This window comes from Phytopseudomonas argentinensis (assembly GCF_900113905.1).
Lineage (GTDB): Bacteria > Pseudomonadota > Gammaproteobacteria > Pseudomonadales > Pseudomonadaceae > Aquipseudomonas > Aquipseudomonas argentinensis.
Window position 1 is genome coordinate 498,520 of sequence record NZ_FORC01000002.1, and the last position, 15,025, is coordinate 513,544.

The following is a 15,025-nucleotide window of genomic DNA, read 5'->3' on the forward strand; positions in this document are numbered from 1 at the left end:
AGGTGTCAAGGCAGCAGGGATTCAGCCTGCTGGAGCTGCTGGTCGTGCTGTTTATCGCCGGCCTGCTGACCAGCTTGAGCGTGGCCTGGCTCGACAGCGGTGAGGCGCCGGCGCAGCAGGCGTTGGAGCGCCTCGCTGCCGCCAGCCGCGCCCAGGCTGCAGAGGCGTTGCACGCCGGGCAGATTCATGGCCTGCGCTGGAACGGCCAGCGCCCGGAGTTCGTGCGCCAGGTGCGCGATCGGGAGGGGCTGCGCTGGCAGATCGAAGCGGTCGCGCTGGGCGAGTGGCCGGCGTTGCTGAGGCCCGACTGGCCGGCTGCCGGCGAGCCGCGCCTGGTGTTCACGCCAAACGGTGTCGGCCGTGCGCAGGTGTTGCGCTGGCACTGGCCCGATGGCGGCGAACAGTGGCAGTGGGACAGCGCCGGGCGCTTGCAGCGGGTGTCGCTGCCATGAAGCGCCAGCGCGGTTTCACCCTCCTTGAGGTGACGGTCGCCCTGGGTATCGCCGCCACGCTGGCGGTCATGACCAGCCAGGTGCTGCGTCAGCGCCTGGCCGTGCAGCAGAGCGTTCAGCAGCATCAGCTCGGGGCGCTATGTGCCCGTGAGCTGGAAGCACGTTTCGCGGTCGAGCAGCTGTGGCCGGCGCAGAACAGCCTCGCCGGGGTGCTCGTCCAGGGCCCCGGCAGCTGTCACTGGCAACTGCAGATGCAGGGCACCGGGGTACGCGACCTGCGGCGTGCCGAGCTGAGCCTGTTCGCCGATGGCGAGCGCCGTGAGTCGCTGGGGCTGTATCAGCTGTTTCTGGTGCGCCCGTGAGCGCCAGGCAGGGCGGTTTGACCCTGATCGAGCTGCTGGTCGCCCTGGCGCTGACGGCCTTGCTCGGTGTGCTGCTGGCCGCCCTGGTCAACGGCTGGATCAATGTGCGCGAGCGCCTGTCCCAGGGCTCGCCAGGTATGCCGGTACTGGATTTCTGCCTGGCCCTGGAGCGTCGTTTCGATACCACCGTGCTGCGTCAGCTGCACGAGCGCCGCTTGCCGCTGGCGTTGAACTGGCTGGACTGGCAGCCAGACGCGCCGCAACTGCAGTGGGTGGCACTCGGCGCCTGGCCGAGCGCCGAGGGCGGCGCCCGTCTGCAGCGCCAGCGTCTCAGTTACGACCGTCGCGGCCAGCGCCTGCTGCTGCATACCTCCAGTGATCTGTACGCCGCCGGCGCACCGCTGTGGACCCTGCGTGAGCAGCTGGAACAGGTGGAGTCGGTGAGTTTCAACTTTCGCCAGGACAGCCGCTGGCTGGCCTGGCCCTCGACGGACAGGTTGCGCCCGGACCGGGGCGTGCGCCTGACCTTTCAGCGTGATGGAGCGCCCTATGTCTGTACCTTCGCCCTGCCATGGGGCCGTTCATGAAGCTTGAGCGTTGGCGTCGCCGCGCGGCACGAGCCTGGTTGTTGCTGCGCCCGGGTACCCACGCCGAGGCCTGGCAGTGGGCGCGGGTCGAACAGGGCCGCGTGCAGGCTTCAGGTTCGGGAGCGCCGCCGGCGATACCGGGTGCCCGGGTGGCGCTGGTGCTGCCGGGCGAGCGCTGCAGCCACTTTCAGGTAGCGGCGCCGCCGGGATTGAAACGCCACGAGTGGCCGTTGTTGCTCGAGGACCGCCTGCTGCAGAGTGCCGAGGATCTGGCCTGTGGCTGCCTGGCCCGGGAGCCCGGCAGCCTGCAACTGGTCTGCGTCGAGCAGGCGCTGCTGGATGCCTGGCTGGCGCAGTGCGCCGAGTGGCAAGTCGATGTGCAGCGTTGCTGGGCGCAGTTCCAGCTGTTGCCAGTGCCAACGCCCGGCGCGGCCTGGTGCTGGCGTCAGGGTGCAGGGTTGAATCTGTTCGTCGGGCGCAGTGTCGAGGCCCGCCAGCATTGGCTGGCCTGGCCGGTGGAGCTGCAGGCGACAACGCCTGGCGGCGTATGGAGCGAACTCGAGACGCAGACCGTCGAGGGGCAGTGGCCCGAGCCGCTCGCCGCGCTGGATGGCCTGCCCAGCTTGTTCGAACGGTGCCGGGTGCAGCGCCAGGCCCGCCCGCTCAGCCCTGGCCTGTGGCGTCTGCCGGCTGGCTGCCTGGCCCTGGCCCTGCTCTGGACTGGGCTGTGGGCCAGCCAGCAGTGGCGGCAGCAGGGCGTCTACCAGGCGCAGGTGGAAGCCGTGGTCGGCCCGGTCACCTCGTTGCGCGAAGCCACGCAGCGGATCAAGCAGCAGCGCCAGGGCGCGGACGAGCGGCAGCTGCGCTCGCGGCAACTGCAACATCTGCAGGCCGAGCTCGATGGTTGGTTGCGCGCCAACGCCAGTTGGCAATTGAGCGCTGCGCAGTTCGATGGGCAGCGCTGGACGCTGCGGCTGCAGGGTCACGAGGCCGTCGACGAGTCGGCCTGGCAGGCGATGGCCAGCGCTATCGGCGTGGCGGTGCAGGTCTCCCAGGCCAGCGACGAACTCAATCTGACGTTCGACCTGGGAGGCGCATCATGAGCCTGAATCTCGAGCGCCGCAGCGTACGCCTGCTGGCGGTGGCGATCATCGTCGTGCTGCTGGCGCTGCTGGCCTGGCGTGAGGGCCAGCAGCGCTGGCAGGCCTTTGGCCAATGGCAGGCGCTGGCAGGTTCGACCCTGGCCCTGGGCGCCGGCAGGACACTGAGTGCCGATGACCTGCAGCAGGCCGCCAAGGCCCGTGATATCCGCATCGACACTCTGGAACCGGACACGGAGCAATGGCTGCTGCGCGGGCAACTGAAGGATGAGCGTGTGCTGCAGGACTGGCTCCTGCAGCTGCAGCTGGAGGGCGCCCAGCTGTTGCGCTGGAGCCTGCGCCGTGAAGAGTCGGCGCTGCACTTCGAACTGGCCCTGCAGCGATGAGTCGGCGCGCTTGGCTGTGGGCGTTGCTGGTATTCGCCCTGACCATGCTGGTCGAGCTGCCCGCCCGCTGGCTGTTGGCGCCACTGCCGGTTCCGCTGGCAGGTATCAGCGGCAGTATCTGGCAGGGGCAGGCCGAGCGCCTGGGCGATCTCGGCCCGCTGCGTTGGGCTTGGCAACCCTGGCGGGCCAGGGCCCAGGCGAGTGCCGGTTATCAGGGGCAGCGCTGGCAGTTGCAGATATCCGGCTGGCCCTGGCGCTGGCATGCCGCACTGCAGCCCACCAGCGATCCGCATACGCTGGCGACCGATTACCGCCTGGCGGGGCAGTGGCAGGGCCGTATCGTGCTGAGCGGCAGCGCGGCGCGTTGCCGGTCGGCCGAGGGCCAGTTGCAGGTTGATGGGCTGGCGCTGCAGTCGCCCTGGCAGCTGGAATTGGGCCAGGCGCGCCTGGCGCTCGATTGCAGCACCCGCTGGAAACTGGCAGGGCAGCTGAGTTTGGCCGGTCAGCACCATGCCGACCTGGCGGCCGATCTGTTCGCCCGGCAGGCCAGGTTGACGGGGCGCGTCGAGCCAGGCGCGGCGCTGCAACCGCTGCTGGTCAGCGCGCAATGGCTGGCGCCGGGCGGCACCCAGGTGGCGCGCACTATCCGTTGGTAATCACCCCAGCTTAACAGGCCGTCAGGGGCGAATCTCGATCAGCGTGCCGTCTTTAACCAGCGCCCACACTTCGCGCATGTCGGCGTTCTTCATGGCGATGCAGCCTTCGGTCCAGTCCAGGGTATGGAAGAACCACTCGGGGTATTCGTCGTCCAGCGGCGTGCCGTGGATCATGATCATGCTGCCCGGTTTCACCCCGGCGGCCTTGGCTTGGGCCTGGTCACGGGCGTTGGGGTAGGAGATGTGCATGGACAGGTTGTACTTCTCGCTTTTGCGCCGCCAGTCGATCCAGTAGAAACCTTCCGGCGTGCGCAGGTCGCCCTCGCGCAGCTTGGCGCCGAGCGGCTGCTTGCCCAGGGAGATGCGATACGACTTGAGCGTCTTGCCCTGGCTGATCAATTGCAGCCGGCGCTGGGATTTCTCCACCAATACCTTGTCGACCGTCGCCACGGGAGCGGCGGGCGCGGTGGCGGCATGCCCGGCCAGGGCCAATGAGAAGAGCGTGAAGGCGAGCAACCAACGCATGGGGATTTTCGACTGAGCAAATGGCCGGCGTGCGGCGGAGGCTCATTCTAAGGCAGGCGTATATAAGCGCCTAGGGGCAGGCGACCTGTGCATCGAATTGCCTGAGTAGCCTGGCGTAGCGCGCAGTGAAACCCCAAAAAGCGTTGTCCGCTCTGCCCGAGTTCAGCGACAGGCTACGAAAAGCAGCAGCGATACCTGAGGTCACTCCCAGGTATCGCTGCGTTGCGCGCCAGGTTAAAGCGTGGCTGTCAGTACAACGACGGCAGCTCGTTGGGGCGCAGGTCGAACACCAGCACTTCGGCTTGCTGGCCATTGCTCAGGTGCAGGTCGCGCACGTCGCGCAGGCGCACACCATCACCGGCCTGCAGCTGCTCGCCGTTGAGCTGAACGCTGCCGCTGGCCACATGCACGTAGGCGTAGCGGTTTTCATCCAGTTGCAGGTGAGCCTGCTCGTCACCGTCGAACAGCCCGGCATACACCCGCGCATTCTGGCGCACGCTCAGCGAACCGTCGGCGCCATCCGGCGAGATGATCAGCTGCAGGCGGCCGCGTTTCTGCGCCTCGCTGAAGTGCTCCTGCTGGTAGCGCGGCTCGGCCTGGCGTTCGCTCGGCACGATCCAGATCTGCAGGAAGTGCACCGGCTCGCTGGGCGAGTGGTTGAATTCGCTATGCGACACACCGGTACCGGCGCTCATCAACTGTACGTCGCCAGGGCGGATCACCGAGCCGGTGCCCAGGCTGTCCTTGTGTTCCAGGGCGCCTTGCAGCACGTAGGAGAAGATCTCCATGTTGCGGTGCGGGTGCTCGCCGAAACCCTGGCCGGCGGCCACGGTATCGTCGTTGATCACCAGCAGGTCGGAGAAGCCGCGCTCCTTCGGGTTGTTGTAACTGGCGAACGAAAAGGTGTGGAAGGAATTGAGCCAGCCATGATTGGCATGGCCACGGTCGGTCGCTTTACGGATAGCCAGCATGATGAATCCTCCAGTTGATGGCGCTGCCTTTATCGGCGGCATGGAGGAGATACTACTGACTATCGATGGATTGATTAACTGGCTGAAATTGGACTTATTGTCCTATTCAGGTTGACGAGCTCAGGCGCTCAGATGCTCGATCTGCTGCTTGATGAAATCCGAGAACACCTGCACCGCGCGGGCGGATTGTCGGTGCTGCGGATACACCGCATACACCGCCGCCGAGGCCGGCCAGTGCTGTTCGAGTATCGGTACCAGCGCGCCGCTCTCCAGAGCCTGACCGACGATAAAGGTGGGCAGGTAGGCGATGCCCATGCCCGCGACGGCCGCATCGCGGATCAGCTCGCCGTTGTTGGCGCGCAACTGGCCGCGCATGCTCAGGCTCTTGGGTTTGCCGGCCTCGCGCAGGCGCCATTCCACGTGGCGGCTATGGCCGTAGAGCAGGCAGGCATGCTGCTGCAGTTCGTCGAGGTTGGCCGGCGTGCCGTGTTCCTCGAGGTAAGCGGGGCTGGCGCAGAGGATGGTCTGCATGTCGGTCAGGCGCTTGGCGATCAGGCTGGAGTCTTCCAGGGTGCCGATGCGGATCGACATGTCGTAGCCGTCGGCGAGCAGGTCGACGGCGCGATCGTTGAGGTCGATCTCCAGGTTGATGTACGGGTGCTGCTGCATGAACAGTGGCAGCACCTGGCTCAGGTGCAGGGTGGCGAAGGTCATCGGCGCGCTGACCCGCAGGGTGCCGCGCAGGGAAGCGCCCTGGGCCGAGACCAGTTCCTGGGCATCGCGCAGGTCGGCGAGGATGGTGGTGGCCTTGTCGTACAGCAGCAGGCCCAGCTCGGTGGCCTGCAGGCGGCGCGTGGTACGGTTGAGCAGGCGTACGCCGAGCAGCGCTTCGAGGGCGGCGACGCGGCGGCTGACGTACTGCTTGGTCACCCCGAGGGTGTCGGCGGCAGCGGTGAAGCTACCCGCGTCCAGGGTGGTGACGAACAGGCGCAGGTCTTCGACGTTCATGGGCTTCTCATCAGTTGGCCTGCGATTATTACCGGGTGCGTGGGCTTCGCGCCATCGGCTATCCTCGGCGTCTGCCTCAACTGCCCAGGACGCTTCGATGTTCACCAGCAAGTTGCCCGCTGTCGGCACTACCATCTTCACCACCATGTCCCAGCTGGCGGCCCAGACCGGCGCCATCAACCTGTCCCAGGGCTTCCCGGACTTCGATGGCCCCGAAGCGCTGCGCGAGGCACTGGCCCGGCACGTGGCGGCGGGGCACAACCAGTACGCACCGATGGCCGGCCTGCCGGCGTTGCGTGAGCAGATCGCCATGAAAATCGAGCGGCTCTACGGTCGCAACGTCAGTGCGGACAGCGAAGTGACCGTCACGCCGGGCGCCACCCAGGCGATCTTCTGCGCCATCCAGGCGCTGATTCACCCGGGTGACGAGGCGATCGTCTTCGACCCCTGTTACGACAGCTACGACCCCAGCGTGACATTGGCTGGCGGGCGCTGCATTCATGTGCCGCTGGCCCAGGCTAGCTTCGCCATCGACTGGCAGCGCCTGGAAGCGGCGCTGAGCTCGCGTACCCGCTTGATCGTGCTCAACACGCCGCACAACCCCAGCGGCGCATTGATCAGCCGCGACGAGCTGGACCGCCTGGCCGCCCTGATCCGCGACCGGGACATTTATATCGTCAGCGATGAAGTCTATGAGCACCTGGTGTTCGACGGCCGCCAGCACGCCAGCGTACTGGCCCATGACGAGCTGTACGCCCGGGCCTTCGTGGTCAGCTCGTTCGGCAAGACCTACCACGTGACCGGCTGGAAGACCGGCTACGTGGTGGCGCCGCCGGCGCTGAGCGCCGAGCTGCGCAAGGTGCACCAATACGTCAGCTTCTGCGGGGTGACGCCGCTGCAGTGTGCGCTGGCCGATTTCATGGCCGCCTGCCCCGAGCACGTGAGCGAGCTGCCGGCGTTCTACCAGGCCAAGCGCGACCTGTTCTGCGACCTGCTGGCCGGCTCGCGTTTCACCTTCACGCGTACGCCGGGCACCTATTTCCAGTTGGCCGATTATTCGGCGATCCGCCCGAACTGGGACGATGTGGCCATGGCCCAATGGCTGACCCGCGAGCATGGCGTGGCGGCGATTCCGGTGTCGGTGTTCAGCGAAAGGCCGGACCCGGCGCAGCGTCTGGTGCGCTTCTGCTTCGCCAAGCGCGAGGACACCCTGCGCCAGGCCGCGGAAAAACTCAGCGCCATCTAGCACCTCGTAGGGTGGACGACCGCGAAGCGTTGTCCACCGCTTGGCAAGCGATATCACGGGAGCGACATCGATGAGCAAACAAGACCATCTCGAACTGGCGCTGATCCAGAGTGACCTGGCCTGGCACGACCCTGCGGGCAACCGCGCTCACTTCGAGACGCAGTTGCAGCAGGCCGCGGGCGCCGATCTGGTGATCCTGCCGGAGATGTTCAGCACCGGCTTTTCCATGCAGTCCGCCGAGCTGGCCGAGCCGGAAGGCGGGCCGACCAGCCAGTGGCTCAGCGAGCAGGCGCAGCGCGTCAATGCGGTGATCACCGGCAGCCTGATCATCCAGGCCGCCGATGGCAGTTACCGCAATCGCCTGCTGTGGGCGCGGCCGGACGGGTCGCTGGCTCATTACGACAAGCGCCATCTGTTTCGCATGGCCGGCGAACACCAGCATTACGCCGCTGGCGAGCGCCAGGCGCTGTTCGAGGTCAAGGGTTGGCGGGTGCGCCCGCTGATCTGCTACGACCTGCGCTTTCCAGTGTGGAGCCGCGATGCCGAAAGCACCGACCTGCTGCTCTACACCGCCAACTGGCCGGCAGCGCGACGCCTGCACTGGAACCGCCTGCTACCGGCACGGGCCATCGAAAACCTCTGCTACGTGGCGGCGGTCAATCGCATCGGCGTGGACGGCAAGGGCCATCCCTACAGCGGCGATTCCCAGGTTCTGGATTTCCAGGGCGACAGCCTGCTCGATGCCCACGACAAGGCCGGCGTGTTCCATCAGCGCCTCGATAGTGCGGCCTTAACCGCCTACCGCGAGCGCTTCCCGGCGCACCAGGATGCCGATCCGTTCGAGTTGCGCTAGCGAGCAGCCAGTAGACGCGATTTCACACCGGCTTGATGGACGTGCAGCCCGAGCTACCAGCCAATGCCGCCTGGGCTGCCGCACTTGCCTCGAGGCGTCGGTGTTCCTGGCGCAGATAGGCGCGCATGGCATGAAGCTCTTCGATCCGGCTCTCGATCTCCTGCAGTTTGCCGGCGACCAATAGTGCGCCCTGCGCGCAGTCGATCTGCTGCGCACGCCTGGCTTTCAGGATGCTGCCGATCTCATCGAGTGAAAAGCCCATGCGCTGGCCGGTCTGGATGAAGTGCAGGTCTGCGAGGCTGTGGTCAGGGTAGTCGCGGTAATTGTTCGCCAACCGCCTTGCCTGGATCAGGCCCAGGGTTTCGTAGTAACGCAGGGTATGGCGGCTGACGCCGCCCCTGCGTTCGAGCTCGCCGATGCGCATGGTTGCCTCTTGACTGTAGAGCGGGCTCTATAGTTTAGACTGCGGCTTCCTTATCGAGTGAGCCGTTATGGATACATCCTGTCTGGTTACCGGCGGCAGTGGTTTTATCGGTCAGCACCTGCTGGTCAATCTCAGCCGCCACGGCTACTCGCCGGTGGTGCTGATGCGGCGTATCAGCGAGTTTCCATTGCTTTGCCAGCGGGTAACCGAACTGGGTGGCAATGCGCGGATGCTGAGTGCCGTGCAAGGTGATCTGTCTCAGCCCGGGCTAGGCCTGGACGCAGCCGCACGGCGTCAGGTGGCGGGCTGTGCAACCTTGTTTCATCTGGGGGTTCAGTTCGCCTGGGGGCTGTCGCCGGCCCAGGCCCGTAAGGTGAACGTCGATGGTGCGCAGCGGATTGCGCAACTGGCGCTGCACAACGATGCTCGGCTGCTGATGGTAGGCGGCTACATGCTATGCAATGCGCAGCATTTGGCGAGGGTTGGGGTAAAGGCAAGGCAGCCGGAGCTCACCGATTGGCCCGCCGTGTATCGGCGTGTGGGCGGTTATGAAGGGAGCAAGCTGGAGGCCCACTATCGCGTGCACGCCGAAATGAGCGTTAGGAGCGGCGCACTGACCGTGGTTCATCCGGCCACGTTGTGCGGCCACACTCAAACCGGCCATATGCTGCCGGGGCAGCCGTTCGCTGAGCTAGCGCGACAGTTGAGTGAGCGGCGCTTACGCGCAATACCGGGCTCGTCGCAGCACTGGCTGCCACTGATCAGTGTGGATTTTCTGGTGGAGCTGATCCGTCTGGCGGCTTTCGATCCGCAAATGATCGGGCAGTCGTTATTGGCGCTGGATGCGCGCACGCCCAATCTGCACGGCCTGGTTCAAGCGCTGGCGCAAGTGTTGCAGGTTCGGCCACCGCAGCGACACGTGCCAATGGCTGTGCTCAAGGCCTTGCTGGCCCTTCCGGGGCTGCCGAATCTGCTGGAGGTCGAGCCGGAATCGCTGGATTTCATCCAGCGAGAGCGTTTCGATCTGAGCCAGACCAATGCCTTCTTGCAGCGCCATAAACGCGACTGGCCCGCTATCGAGCAAGCGATAGGGGCCAGTGCGCGCTACTTGAAAGCGACTTTTTACGCCGCGTCCTGATCCTTGGCCAGCGAAGCCATGTCGATCACGAAACGGTACTTCACGTCACTCTTGAGCATGCGCTCGTAGGCTTCGTTGATGTTCTGGATATCGATCATTTCGATATCCGAGACGATGTTGTGCTCGGCGCAGAAGTCGAGCATTTCCTGGGTTTCGGCGATGCCACCGATCAGCGAGCCGGCCAGGCGGCGGCGCTTGAAGATCATGCCGGCGACTTCTGGCGACGGGTGCGCCGAATCAGGAATGCCGACCAGGGTCATGGTGGCGTCGCGCTTGAGCAGGCCGAGGAAGGCATCCAGGTTGTGCGGTGCAGCCACGGTGTTGAGGATGAAGTCGAAGCTGTTGGCGTGGGCCGCCATCTCGTCGGCGTTCTTCGACACCACCACTTCGGCAGCGCCCAGGCGCAGGGCGTCTTCACGCTTGTTCGGCGAGGTGGTGAACAGCACCACGTGAGCGCCCATCGCAGCGGCGATCTTCACGCCCATGTGGCCGAGGCCACCGAGGCCGACGATACCCACCTTGTCGCCCGGCTTGACGTTCCACTGGCGCAGCGGCGAGTAGGTGGTGATGCCGGCGCACAGCAGCGGCGCAACGGCGGCCAGGTTGTCGGTGTGACGGATGCGCAGCACGAACTTCTGGTCGACGACGATGGCGTCGGAGTAGCCGCCAAAGGTGTTTTCACCACCGAATATCGGGCCATTGTAGGTACCTGTGAAGCCAGCCTCGCAGTATTGCTCGAGGCCTTCGGAGCAGGACGAGCAGCTCTGGCAGCTGTCGACCATGCAGCCGACGCCGGCCAGGTCGCCGACCTTGAAGCCGGTCACGTCGCTACCGACGGCCGTGACCTTGCCGACGATCTCGTGGCCGGGCACCGAAGGATACAGGGTGTTCTTCCATTCGTTGCGCGCGGTGTGCAGGTCGGAGTGGCAGACGCCGCAGTAGAGGATGTCGATCTGCACGTCGTTGGCGCCGACGGCGCGGCGCTGGAAGCGGTAGGGCGCGAGAGGTTTGCTGGAGTCCTGGGCGGCATAGCCGAGAATGGTGGTCATGGGCATTCCTAACGGTTGTAAATCAACGGCTTGTGGCCGTGTGGATGGATAAGCGTAGTGCAGCCCGGTGTCGGGTCGATTGCACAATCCTGTCGCTGTCTGTCCTGATCCTCCGGGGCTATTTAAGAAGGCAGGGACCAGCAGAGAGTTCCCGAACGCAGCATCATGGCCACGCGAATCGCTGGCAGCCTCGCGCTGCGTCGCAGGCCATCGAGAGTGGCGGGACTATCGACCGTTGAGGCGCGCGCGCAGCAGCGGGGTGAGTTCGTCGAACAGCGTCTGCACCGAGCGCAGCGCCAGGCAGTCCGGCCGGGTCAGCAGCCACAGGTCGGTGTCGCAATCGACCAGCGCGTCACTCAGGCGCTCCACGCCATCGAGGCTGCGGGCCATGAAGTCGGGCAGGGCGGCGATGCCCAGACCGCCGTGGACCAGGGTGGCCACCGCCGACATGCTGCTGCAGCGATAGCGCGGCACCAGGCTGGGGTACACCTGATGACGCCAGGCCACGGTTATGTGGTCGGGCATCGAGTCGTCCGGGGCGATCCACGGCACCGAGGTGGGTGCCTGCAAAAAGGCGTCGCGGTGTTCCGGGCGGCCGCAGATGTAATAGGCGGTGTGGCCGAGCTGGCGGCCGACCAGGTGTTCGGGCGGCGCGTTGGACAGGCGCAGGGCGATGTCGGCGTCGCGACGGCTGAGGTTGGCGAAGGTGTTGGTGGTGGCCAGCTCCAGGGACAGCGCGGGATAGCGCGGCATCAGCTCGGTCAGGCTGGGCAGCAGCAGGTTCTGCAGCACCGCATCGGTGCAGGTCAGGCGCACGGTGCCGCTGATGACCTTCTCGCCGTGTTGCAGGGCGATGCGCGCGGCATCCAGGGCCTGTTCGGCGCGCTCGGCCTGCTCGGCCAGGGCCTGGGCGCTCTGGGTCGGCATGTAGCCGCGGCGGCTTTTCTCGAACAGGGCGATGCCCAGATTGGCCTCGAGTTTGCGGATGGCCCGGAACACCGTCGACACATCCACCTGCAATTGCTCGGCGGCCCGGGCCAGAGAGCGGCCGCGCACCAGAGCGAGCACCAGGGCGAGGTCGACATGGCTGATCTGGTATTGCGTAGATGCAATCATTAATTGCTCTGATGCCAGTATCGGTTGCGTGTGCGCCCACTTATACTCAAGGCGTTGCCTAGAATCAAATCCGCTAGCGGATACCCAGAATAATGAGGCGCCAAGGCTCGTGAGATGTCTTCCGCGGGCGCGCCGATGCGAAAGGATGTATTTCCCATGACTTCGGTTTCCCCACGTGTTGTTCAGCTCAACGAAGCGAACACCTTTCTCAAGGAACACCCTGAGGTTCAGTACGTCGACCTGCTGATCACCGACATGAACGGGATCGTGCGTGGCAAGCGCGTCGAGCGCGCCAGCCTGCACAAGGTCTATGAAAAAGGCATCAACCTGCCGGCCTCGCTGTTCGCCCTGGACATCAATGGCTCCACCGTGGAAAGCACCGGCCTGGGCCTGGACATCGGCGACGCCGACCGCATCTGCTACCCGATCCCCGACACCCTCTGCAAGGAACCCTGGCAGAAGCGCCCCACCGCGCAACTGCTGATGACCATGCACGAGCTGGACGGCGCGCCGTTCTTCGCCGACCCCCGCGAAGTGCTGCGCCAGGTGGTAGAGAAGTTCGATGAGCTGGGTTTGACCATCTGCGCCGCCTTTGAGCTGGAGTTCTACCTGATCGACCAGGAAAACGTGAACGGCCGCCCACAGCCGCCGCGCTCGCCGATCTCCGGTAAACGCCCGATTTCCACCCAGGTTTACCTGATCGACGACCTCGACGAGTACGTCGACTGCCTGCAGGACATGCTCGAAGCCGCCAAGGAGCAGGACCTGCCGGCCGATGCCATCGTCAAGGAAAGTGCTCCGGCGCAGTTCGAGGTCAACCTTCACCACGTCGAGGACGCCATCAAGGCCTGCGACTACGCGGTACTGCTCAAGCGCCTGATCAAGAACATCGCCTACGACCACGAGATGGATTCGACCTTCATGGCCAAGCCGTACCCGGGCCAGGCGGGCAACGGTCTGCACGTGCACATCTCGCTGCTCGACAAGAAGACCGGGCAGAACATCTTCGCCACCGACGATCCGGAACAGCACGCGCCGCTGCGCCATGCCATTGCCGGGATCCTCGACACCATGCCGGCGTCGATGGCCTTCCTGTGCCCGAACGTCAACTCCTACCGCCGTTTCGGCGCGCAGTTCTATGTGCCCAATGCGCCGAGCTGGGGCCTGGACAACCGCACCGTGGCAGTACGTGTGCCCACCGGCAGCAGCGACGCGATCCGCATCGAGCACCGGGTGGCCGGCGCCGACGCCAACCCGTACCTGATGATGGCCTCGATCCTCGCCGGTATTCACCACGGCCTGACCAACCAGCTGGAGCCGGGCGCGCCCATCGAGGGCAACTCCTACGAGCAGCTGGAGCAGAGCCTGCCGAACAACCTGCGCGATGCCCTGCGCCAGTTGGACGAAAGCGAAGTGATGAACAAGTACATCCGCCCGGAATACATCGACATCTTCGTGGCCTGCAAGGAAGCGGAAATGCACGAGTTCGAGACCACCATTTCCGACCTCGAATACAACTGGTACCTGCATACCGTCTAAGGGAGTGATGAGCATGACCACCATGACTCGCCAGGATTGGGAGCAGCGCTACCAGAGCCTGCGCATCGAGGGCCGGGCCTTTATCGACGGCAGCTACCGCGATGCCGTGGGCGGCGCGACCTTCGACAGCATCAGCCCGGTGGACGGGCGCCAGCTGGCCAGTGTGGCCAGTTGCATGGCCGAGGATGCCGAGCTTGCCGTCAAGGCCGCTCGCGCGGTTTGCGAGCGTGGCGATTGGGCCAGGCTCGCCCCGGCACAACGCAAGCGCGTGCTGATCGCCTTCGCCGACAAGTTGCTGGCCAATACCGAGGAGCTGGCCCTGCTGGAAACTCTCGACATGGGCAAGCCGATCGGCGATTCGCTGAGCATCGACGTACCGGCGGCGGCCAACGCCATCCGCTGGAGCGCCGAGGCGATCGACAAGCTGTATGACGAGGTGGCGCCCACGCCCCACGACCAGCTAGGTCTGGTGACCCGCGAAGCGGTCGGCGTGGTGGCGGCCATCGTGCCGTGGAACTTCCCGCTGCTGATGTCCAGCTGGAAGCTCGGTCCGGCTTTGGCGACCGGCAACTCGGTGATCCTCAAGCCGTCCGAGAAATCGCCGCTGACCGCCATCCGCGTCGCCCAGTTGGCGCTGGAAGCCGGTATCCCGGCTGGCGTGTTCAACGTGCTGCCCGGCTACGGCCACACCGTGGGCAAGGCCCTGGCCCTGCACATGGACGTCGACACCATCGTGTTCACCGGCTCCACCAAAATCGCCAAGCAACTGATGATCTATTCCGGTGAGTCGAACATGAAGCGCGTTTGGCTGGAGGCCGGCGGCAAGAGCCCGAACATCGTCTTTGCCGATGCCCCGGATCTGCAGGCCGCCGCCGATGCAGCCGCCACGGCCATCGCCTTCAACCAGGGCGAAGTGTGCGTCGCCGGTTCGCGCCTGCTGGTGGAAAGCTCGATCAAGGAGCGCTTCCTGCCCATGGTGGTCGAGGCGCTGCAGAAGTGGAAACCCGGTCATGCCCTGGAGCCGGACACCCGTGTCGGCGCGCTGGTCGATGACGGCCACCTGGCCACCGTGCTCGGCTTCATCGAGTCCGGTCGCGAGGAGGGGGCAGAGGTTCTCACCGGCGGTGAGCGCGCGCTGCAGGAAACCGGCGGCAGCTACGTGCAGCCGACCATCTTCGCGGGTGTGAACAACGCCATGCGCATCGCCCGTGAGGAAATCTTCGGCCCGGTGCTGTCGGTGATCAGCTTTGACAGCGATGAAGAAGCCATCCGCATCGCCAACGACACGCCCTACGGTCTGGCCGCTGCGGTGTGGACGCGCGACATTTCCCGCGCTCATCGCACTGCACGGGCGCTGCGCGCCGGCAGCGTATGGGTGAACCAGTACGACGGCGGCGACATGACCGCGCCGTTCGGCGGCTTCAAGCAATCGGGCAATGGCCGCGACAAGTCGCTGCATGCTTTCGATAAATACACCGAGCTGAAGGCCACCTGGATCAAGCTTTAAGGGTAAAAACCGACCTGCTGCGCTTCGGCCCTGCGGCGTTAAGAACAGCCTGCGGATGCTCATGTACAACAGTACAGTCGCCCGCGACCCCGGTCGCTTCCTCATC

The 15,025-nt window shown here is 65.5% G+C and carries 17 protein-coding genes; 11 read left to right on the top strand and 6 right to left on the bottom strand.

All coding sequences use genetic code 11. The features are described from left to right. The first annotated feature begins 2 nt into the window (after positions 1-2). The 6 genes from gspH to BM154_RS10870 are packed head-to-tail and all read left to right on the top strand — an operon-like array spanning position 3 to position 3,543. On the top strand, positions 3-452 hold the full coding sequence (gene gspH / locus BM154_RS10845; protein WP_074883168.1) for a type II secretion system minor pseudopilin GspH: 450 nt from the start codon (positions 3-5) through the stop codon (positions 450-452). Further along, positions 449-814, top strand: a complete 366-nt coding sequence (locus tag BM154_RS10850; RefSeq protein WP_074883171.1) for a type II secretion system protein — start codon at positions 449-451, stop codon at positions 812-814. Before gspH ends, BM154_RS10850 begins: the two co-directional genes overlap by 4 nt. Continuing rightward, positions 811-1,401, top strand: coding sequence for a prepilin-type N-terminal cleavage/methylation domain-containing protein (locus BM154_RS10855; RefSeq protein WP_074883174.1), 591 nt, complete (start codon positions 811-813; stop codon positions 1,399-1,401). The genes BM154_RS10850 and BM154_RS10855 overlap by 4 nt, the downstream gene beginning before the upstream one ends. Continuing rightward, a complete protein-coding gene (locus BM154_RS10860; protein ID WP_083414576.1) occupies positions 1,398-2,504 on the top strand; it encodes a GspL/Epsl periplasmic domain-containing protein in 1,107 nt (368 codons plus the stop codon). Before BM154_RS10855 ends, BM154_RS10860 begins: the two co-directional genes overlap by 4 nt. Further along, positions 2,501-2,887 (top strand): type II secretion system protein GspM, encoded by a 387-nt coding sequence (gspM, locus tag BM154_RS10865; protein ID WP_074883180.1) that lies wholly within the window; start codon positions 2,501-2,503, stop codon positions 2,885-2,887. Before BM154_RS10860 ends, gspM begins: the two co-directional genes overlap by 4 nt. After that, positions 2,884-3,543, top strand: a complete 660-nt coding sequence (locus BM154_RS10870; RefSeq protein ID WP_074883183.1) for a general secretion pathway protein GspN — start codon at positions 2,884-2,886, stop codon at positions 3,541-3,543. The genes gspM and BM154_RS10870 overlap by 4 nt, the downstream gene beginning before the upstream one ends. A gap of 21 nt (positions 3,544-3,564) precedes the next feature. Here BM154_RS10870 and BM154_RS10875 read toward each other — a convergent pair whose 3' ends face one another. The 3 genes from BM154_RS10875 to BM154_RS10885 all read right to left on the bottom strand — a co-directional run bounded on the left by BM154_RS10875 (position 3,565) and on the right by BM154_RS10885 (position 6,047). Next, positions 3,565-4,068 carry a L,D-transpeptidase family protein gene (locus tag BM154_RS10875; protein ID WP_074883186.1) on the bottom strand — a complete coding sequence of 168 codons (504 nt, stop codon included), beginning with the start codon at positions 4,066-4,068 and terminating at the stop codon, positions 3,565-3,567. A 248-nt stretch (positions 4,069-4,316) separates the two neighbouring features. Beyond that, positions 4,317-5,039, bottom strand: coding sequence for a pirin family protein (locus BM154_RS10880; protein WP_074883188.1), 723 nt, complete (start codon positions 5,037-5,039; stop codon positions 4,317-4,319). Between the two features lie 120 nt (positions 5,040-5,159). Then, positions 5,160-6,047 (bottom strand): LysR family transcriptional regulator, encoded by an 888-nt coding sequence (locus BM154_RS10885; RefSeq protein WP_074883190.1) that lies wholly within the window; start codon positions 6,045-6,047, stop codon positions 5,160-5,162. A 97-nt stretch (positions 6,048-6,144) separates the two neighbouring features. On the opposite strand from BM154_RS10885, the gene BM154_RS10890 reads away from it, so the two are divergent. Further along, positions 6,145-7,293, top strand: a complete 1,149-nt coding sequence (locus tag BM154_RS10890) for a pyridoxal phosphate-dependent aminotransferase (RefSeq protein WP_074883192.1) — start codon at positions 6,145-6,147, stop codon at positions 7,291-7,293. A gap of 70 nt (positions 7,294-7,363) precedes the next feature. Then, a complete protein-coding gene (locus BM154_RS10895; protein ID WP_074883195.1) occupies positions 7,364-8,146 on the top strand; it encodes an amidohydrolase in 783 nt (260 codons plus the stop codon). A gap of 22 nt (positions 8,147-8,168) precedes the next feature. Here BM154_RS10895 and BM154_RS10900 read toward each other — a convergent pair whose 3' ends face one another. Continuing rightward, entirely contained in the window at positions 8,169-8,570 is a 402-nt protein-coding gene (locus BM154_RS10900; RefSeq protein ID WP_074883198.1) for a MerR family DNA-binding protein, read from the bottom strand. Positions 8,571-8,637: 67 nt separating this feature from the next. Between BM154_RS10900 and BM154_RS10905 the strand changes: the two genes are divergently transcribed. Further along, positions 8,638-9,708, top strand: coding sequence for an SDR family oxidoreductase (locus BM154_RS10905; RefSeq protein WP_074883201.1), 1,071 nt, complete (start codon positions 8,638-8,640; stop codon positions 9,706-9,708). Here BM154_RS10905 and BM154_RS10910 read toward each other — a convergent pair. Next, positions 9,693-10,757 (bottom strand): NAD(P)-dependent alcohol dehydrogenase, encoded by a 1,065-nt coding sequence (locus BM154_RS10910; RefSeq protein ID WP_074883204.1) that lies wholly within the window; start codon positions 10,755-10,757, stop codon positions 9,693-9,695. The two genes, BM154_RS10905 and BM154_RS10910, sit on opposite strands and share 16 nt — an antisense overlap. A gap of 225 nt (positions 10,758-10,982) precedes the next feature. Further along, the gene (locus tag BM154_RS10915) at positions 10,983-11,873 is read right to left on the bottom strand and encodes a LysR family transcriptional regulator (RefSeq protein WP_074883208.1); all 891 of its coding nucleotides are present in this window, start codon (positions 11,871-11,873) and stop codon (positions 10,983-10,985) included. Positions 11,874-12,029: 156 nt separating this feature from the next. Between BM154_RS10915 and BM154_RS10920 the strand changes: the two genes are divergently transcribed. Together BM154_RS10920 and BM154_RS10925 are read left to right on the top strand one after the other, a co-directional pair. Next, positions 12,030-13,412 carry a glutamine synthetase family protein gene (locus tag BM154_RS10920; RefSeq protein ID WP_074883210.1) on the top strand — a complete coding sequence of 461 codons (1,383 nt, stop codon included), beginning with the start codon at positions 12,030-12,032 and terminating at the stop codon, positions 13,410-13,412. A gap of 13 nt (positions 13,413-13,425) precedes the next feature. Then, positions 13,426-14,919, top strand: a complete 1,494-nt coding sequence (locus BM154_RS10925; protein ID WP_074883213.1) for an aldehyde dehydrogenase — start codon at positions 13,426-13,428, stop codon at positions 14,917-14,919. Positions 14,920-15,025: the final 106 nt, after the last annotated feature.

Excerpts from the sequence above, each read along its gene's own strand:
- BM154_RS10850 (WP_074883171.1), top strand. The coding sequence starts at position 449 with ATGAAGCGCCAGCGCGGTTTCACCCTCCTTGAGGTGACGGTCGCCCTG.
- BM154_RS10860 (WP_083414576.1), top strand. The coding sequence starts at position 1,398 with ATGAAGCTTGAGCGTTGGCGTCGCCGCGCGGCACGAGCCTGGTTGTTG.
- gspM (WP_074883180.1), top strand. The coding sequence starts at position 2,501 with ATGAGCCTGAATCTCGAGCGCCGCAGCGTACGCCTGCTGGCGGTGGCG.
- BM154_RS10870 (WP_074883183.1), top strand. The coding sequence starts at position 2,884 with ATGAGTCGGCGCGCTTGGCTGTGGGCGTTGCTGGTATTCGCCCTGACC.
- BM154_RS10875 (WP_074883186.1), bottom strand. The coding sequence starts at position 4,068 with ATGCGTTGGTTGCTCGCCTTCACGCTCTTCTCATTGGCCCTGGCCGGG.
- BM154_RS10880 (WP_074883188.1), bottom strand. The coding sequence starts at position 5,039 with ATGCTGGCTATCCGTAAAGCGACCGACCGTGGCCATGCCAATCATGGC.
- BM154_RS10885 (WP_074883190.1), bottom strand. The coding sequence starts at position 6,047 with ATGAACGTCGAAGACCTGCGCCTGTTCGTCACCACCCTGGACGCGGGT.
- BM154_RS10890 (WP_074883192.1), top strand. The coding sequence starts at position 6,145 with ATGTTCACCAGCAAGTTGCCCGCTGTCGGCACTACCATCTTCACCACC.
- BM154_RS10895 (WP_074883195.1), top strand. The coding sequence starts at position 7,364 with ATGAGCAAACAAGACCATCTCGAACTGGCGCTGATCCAGAGTGACCTG.
- BM154_RS10900 (WP_074883198.1), bottom strand. The coding sequence starts at position 8,570 with ATGCGCATCGGCGAGCTCGAACGCAGGGGCGGCGTCAGCCGCCATACC.
- BM154_RS10905 (WP_074883201.1), top strand. The coding sequence starts at position 8,638 with ATGGATACATCCTGTCTGGTTACCGGCGGCAGTGGTTTTATCGGTCAG.
- BM154_RS10910 (WP_074883204.1), bottom strand. The coding sequence starts at position 10,757 with ATGACCACCATTCTCGGCTATGCCGCCCAGGACTCCAGCAAACCTCTC.
- BM154_RS10915 (WP_074883208.1), bottom strand. The coding sequence starts at position 11,873 with ATGATTGCATCTACGCAATACCAGATCAGCCATGTCGACCTCGCCCTG.
- BM154_RS10920 (WP_074883210.1), top strand. The coding sequence starts at position 12,030 with ATGACTTCGGTTTCCCCACGTGTTGTTCAGCTCAACGAAGCGAACACC.
- BM154_RS10925 (WP_074883213.1), top strand. The coding sequence starts at position 13,426 with ATGACCACCATGACTCGCCAGGATTGGGAGCAGCGCTACCAGAGCCTG.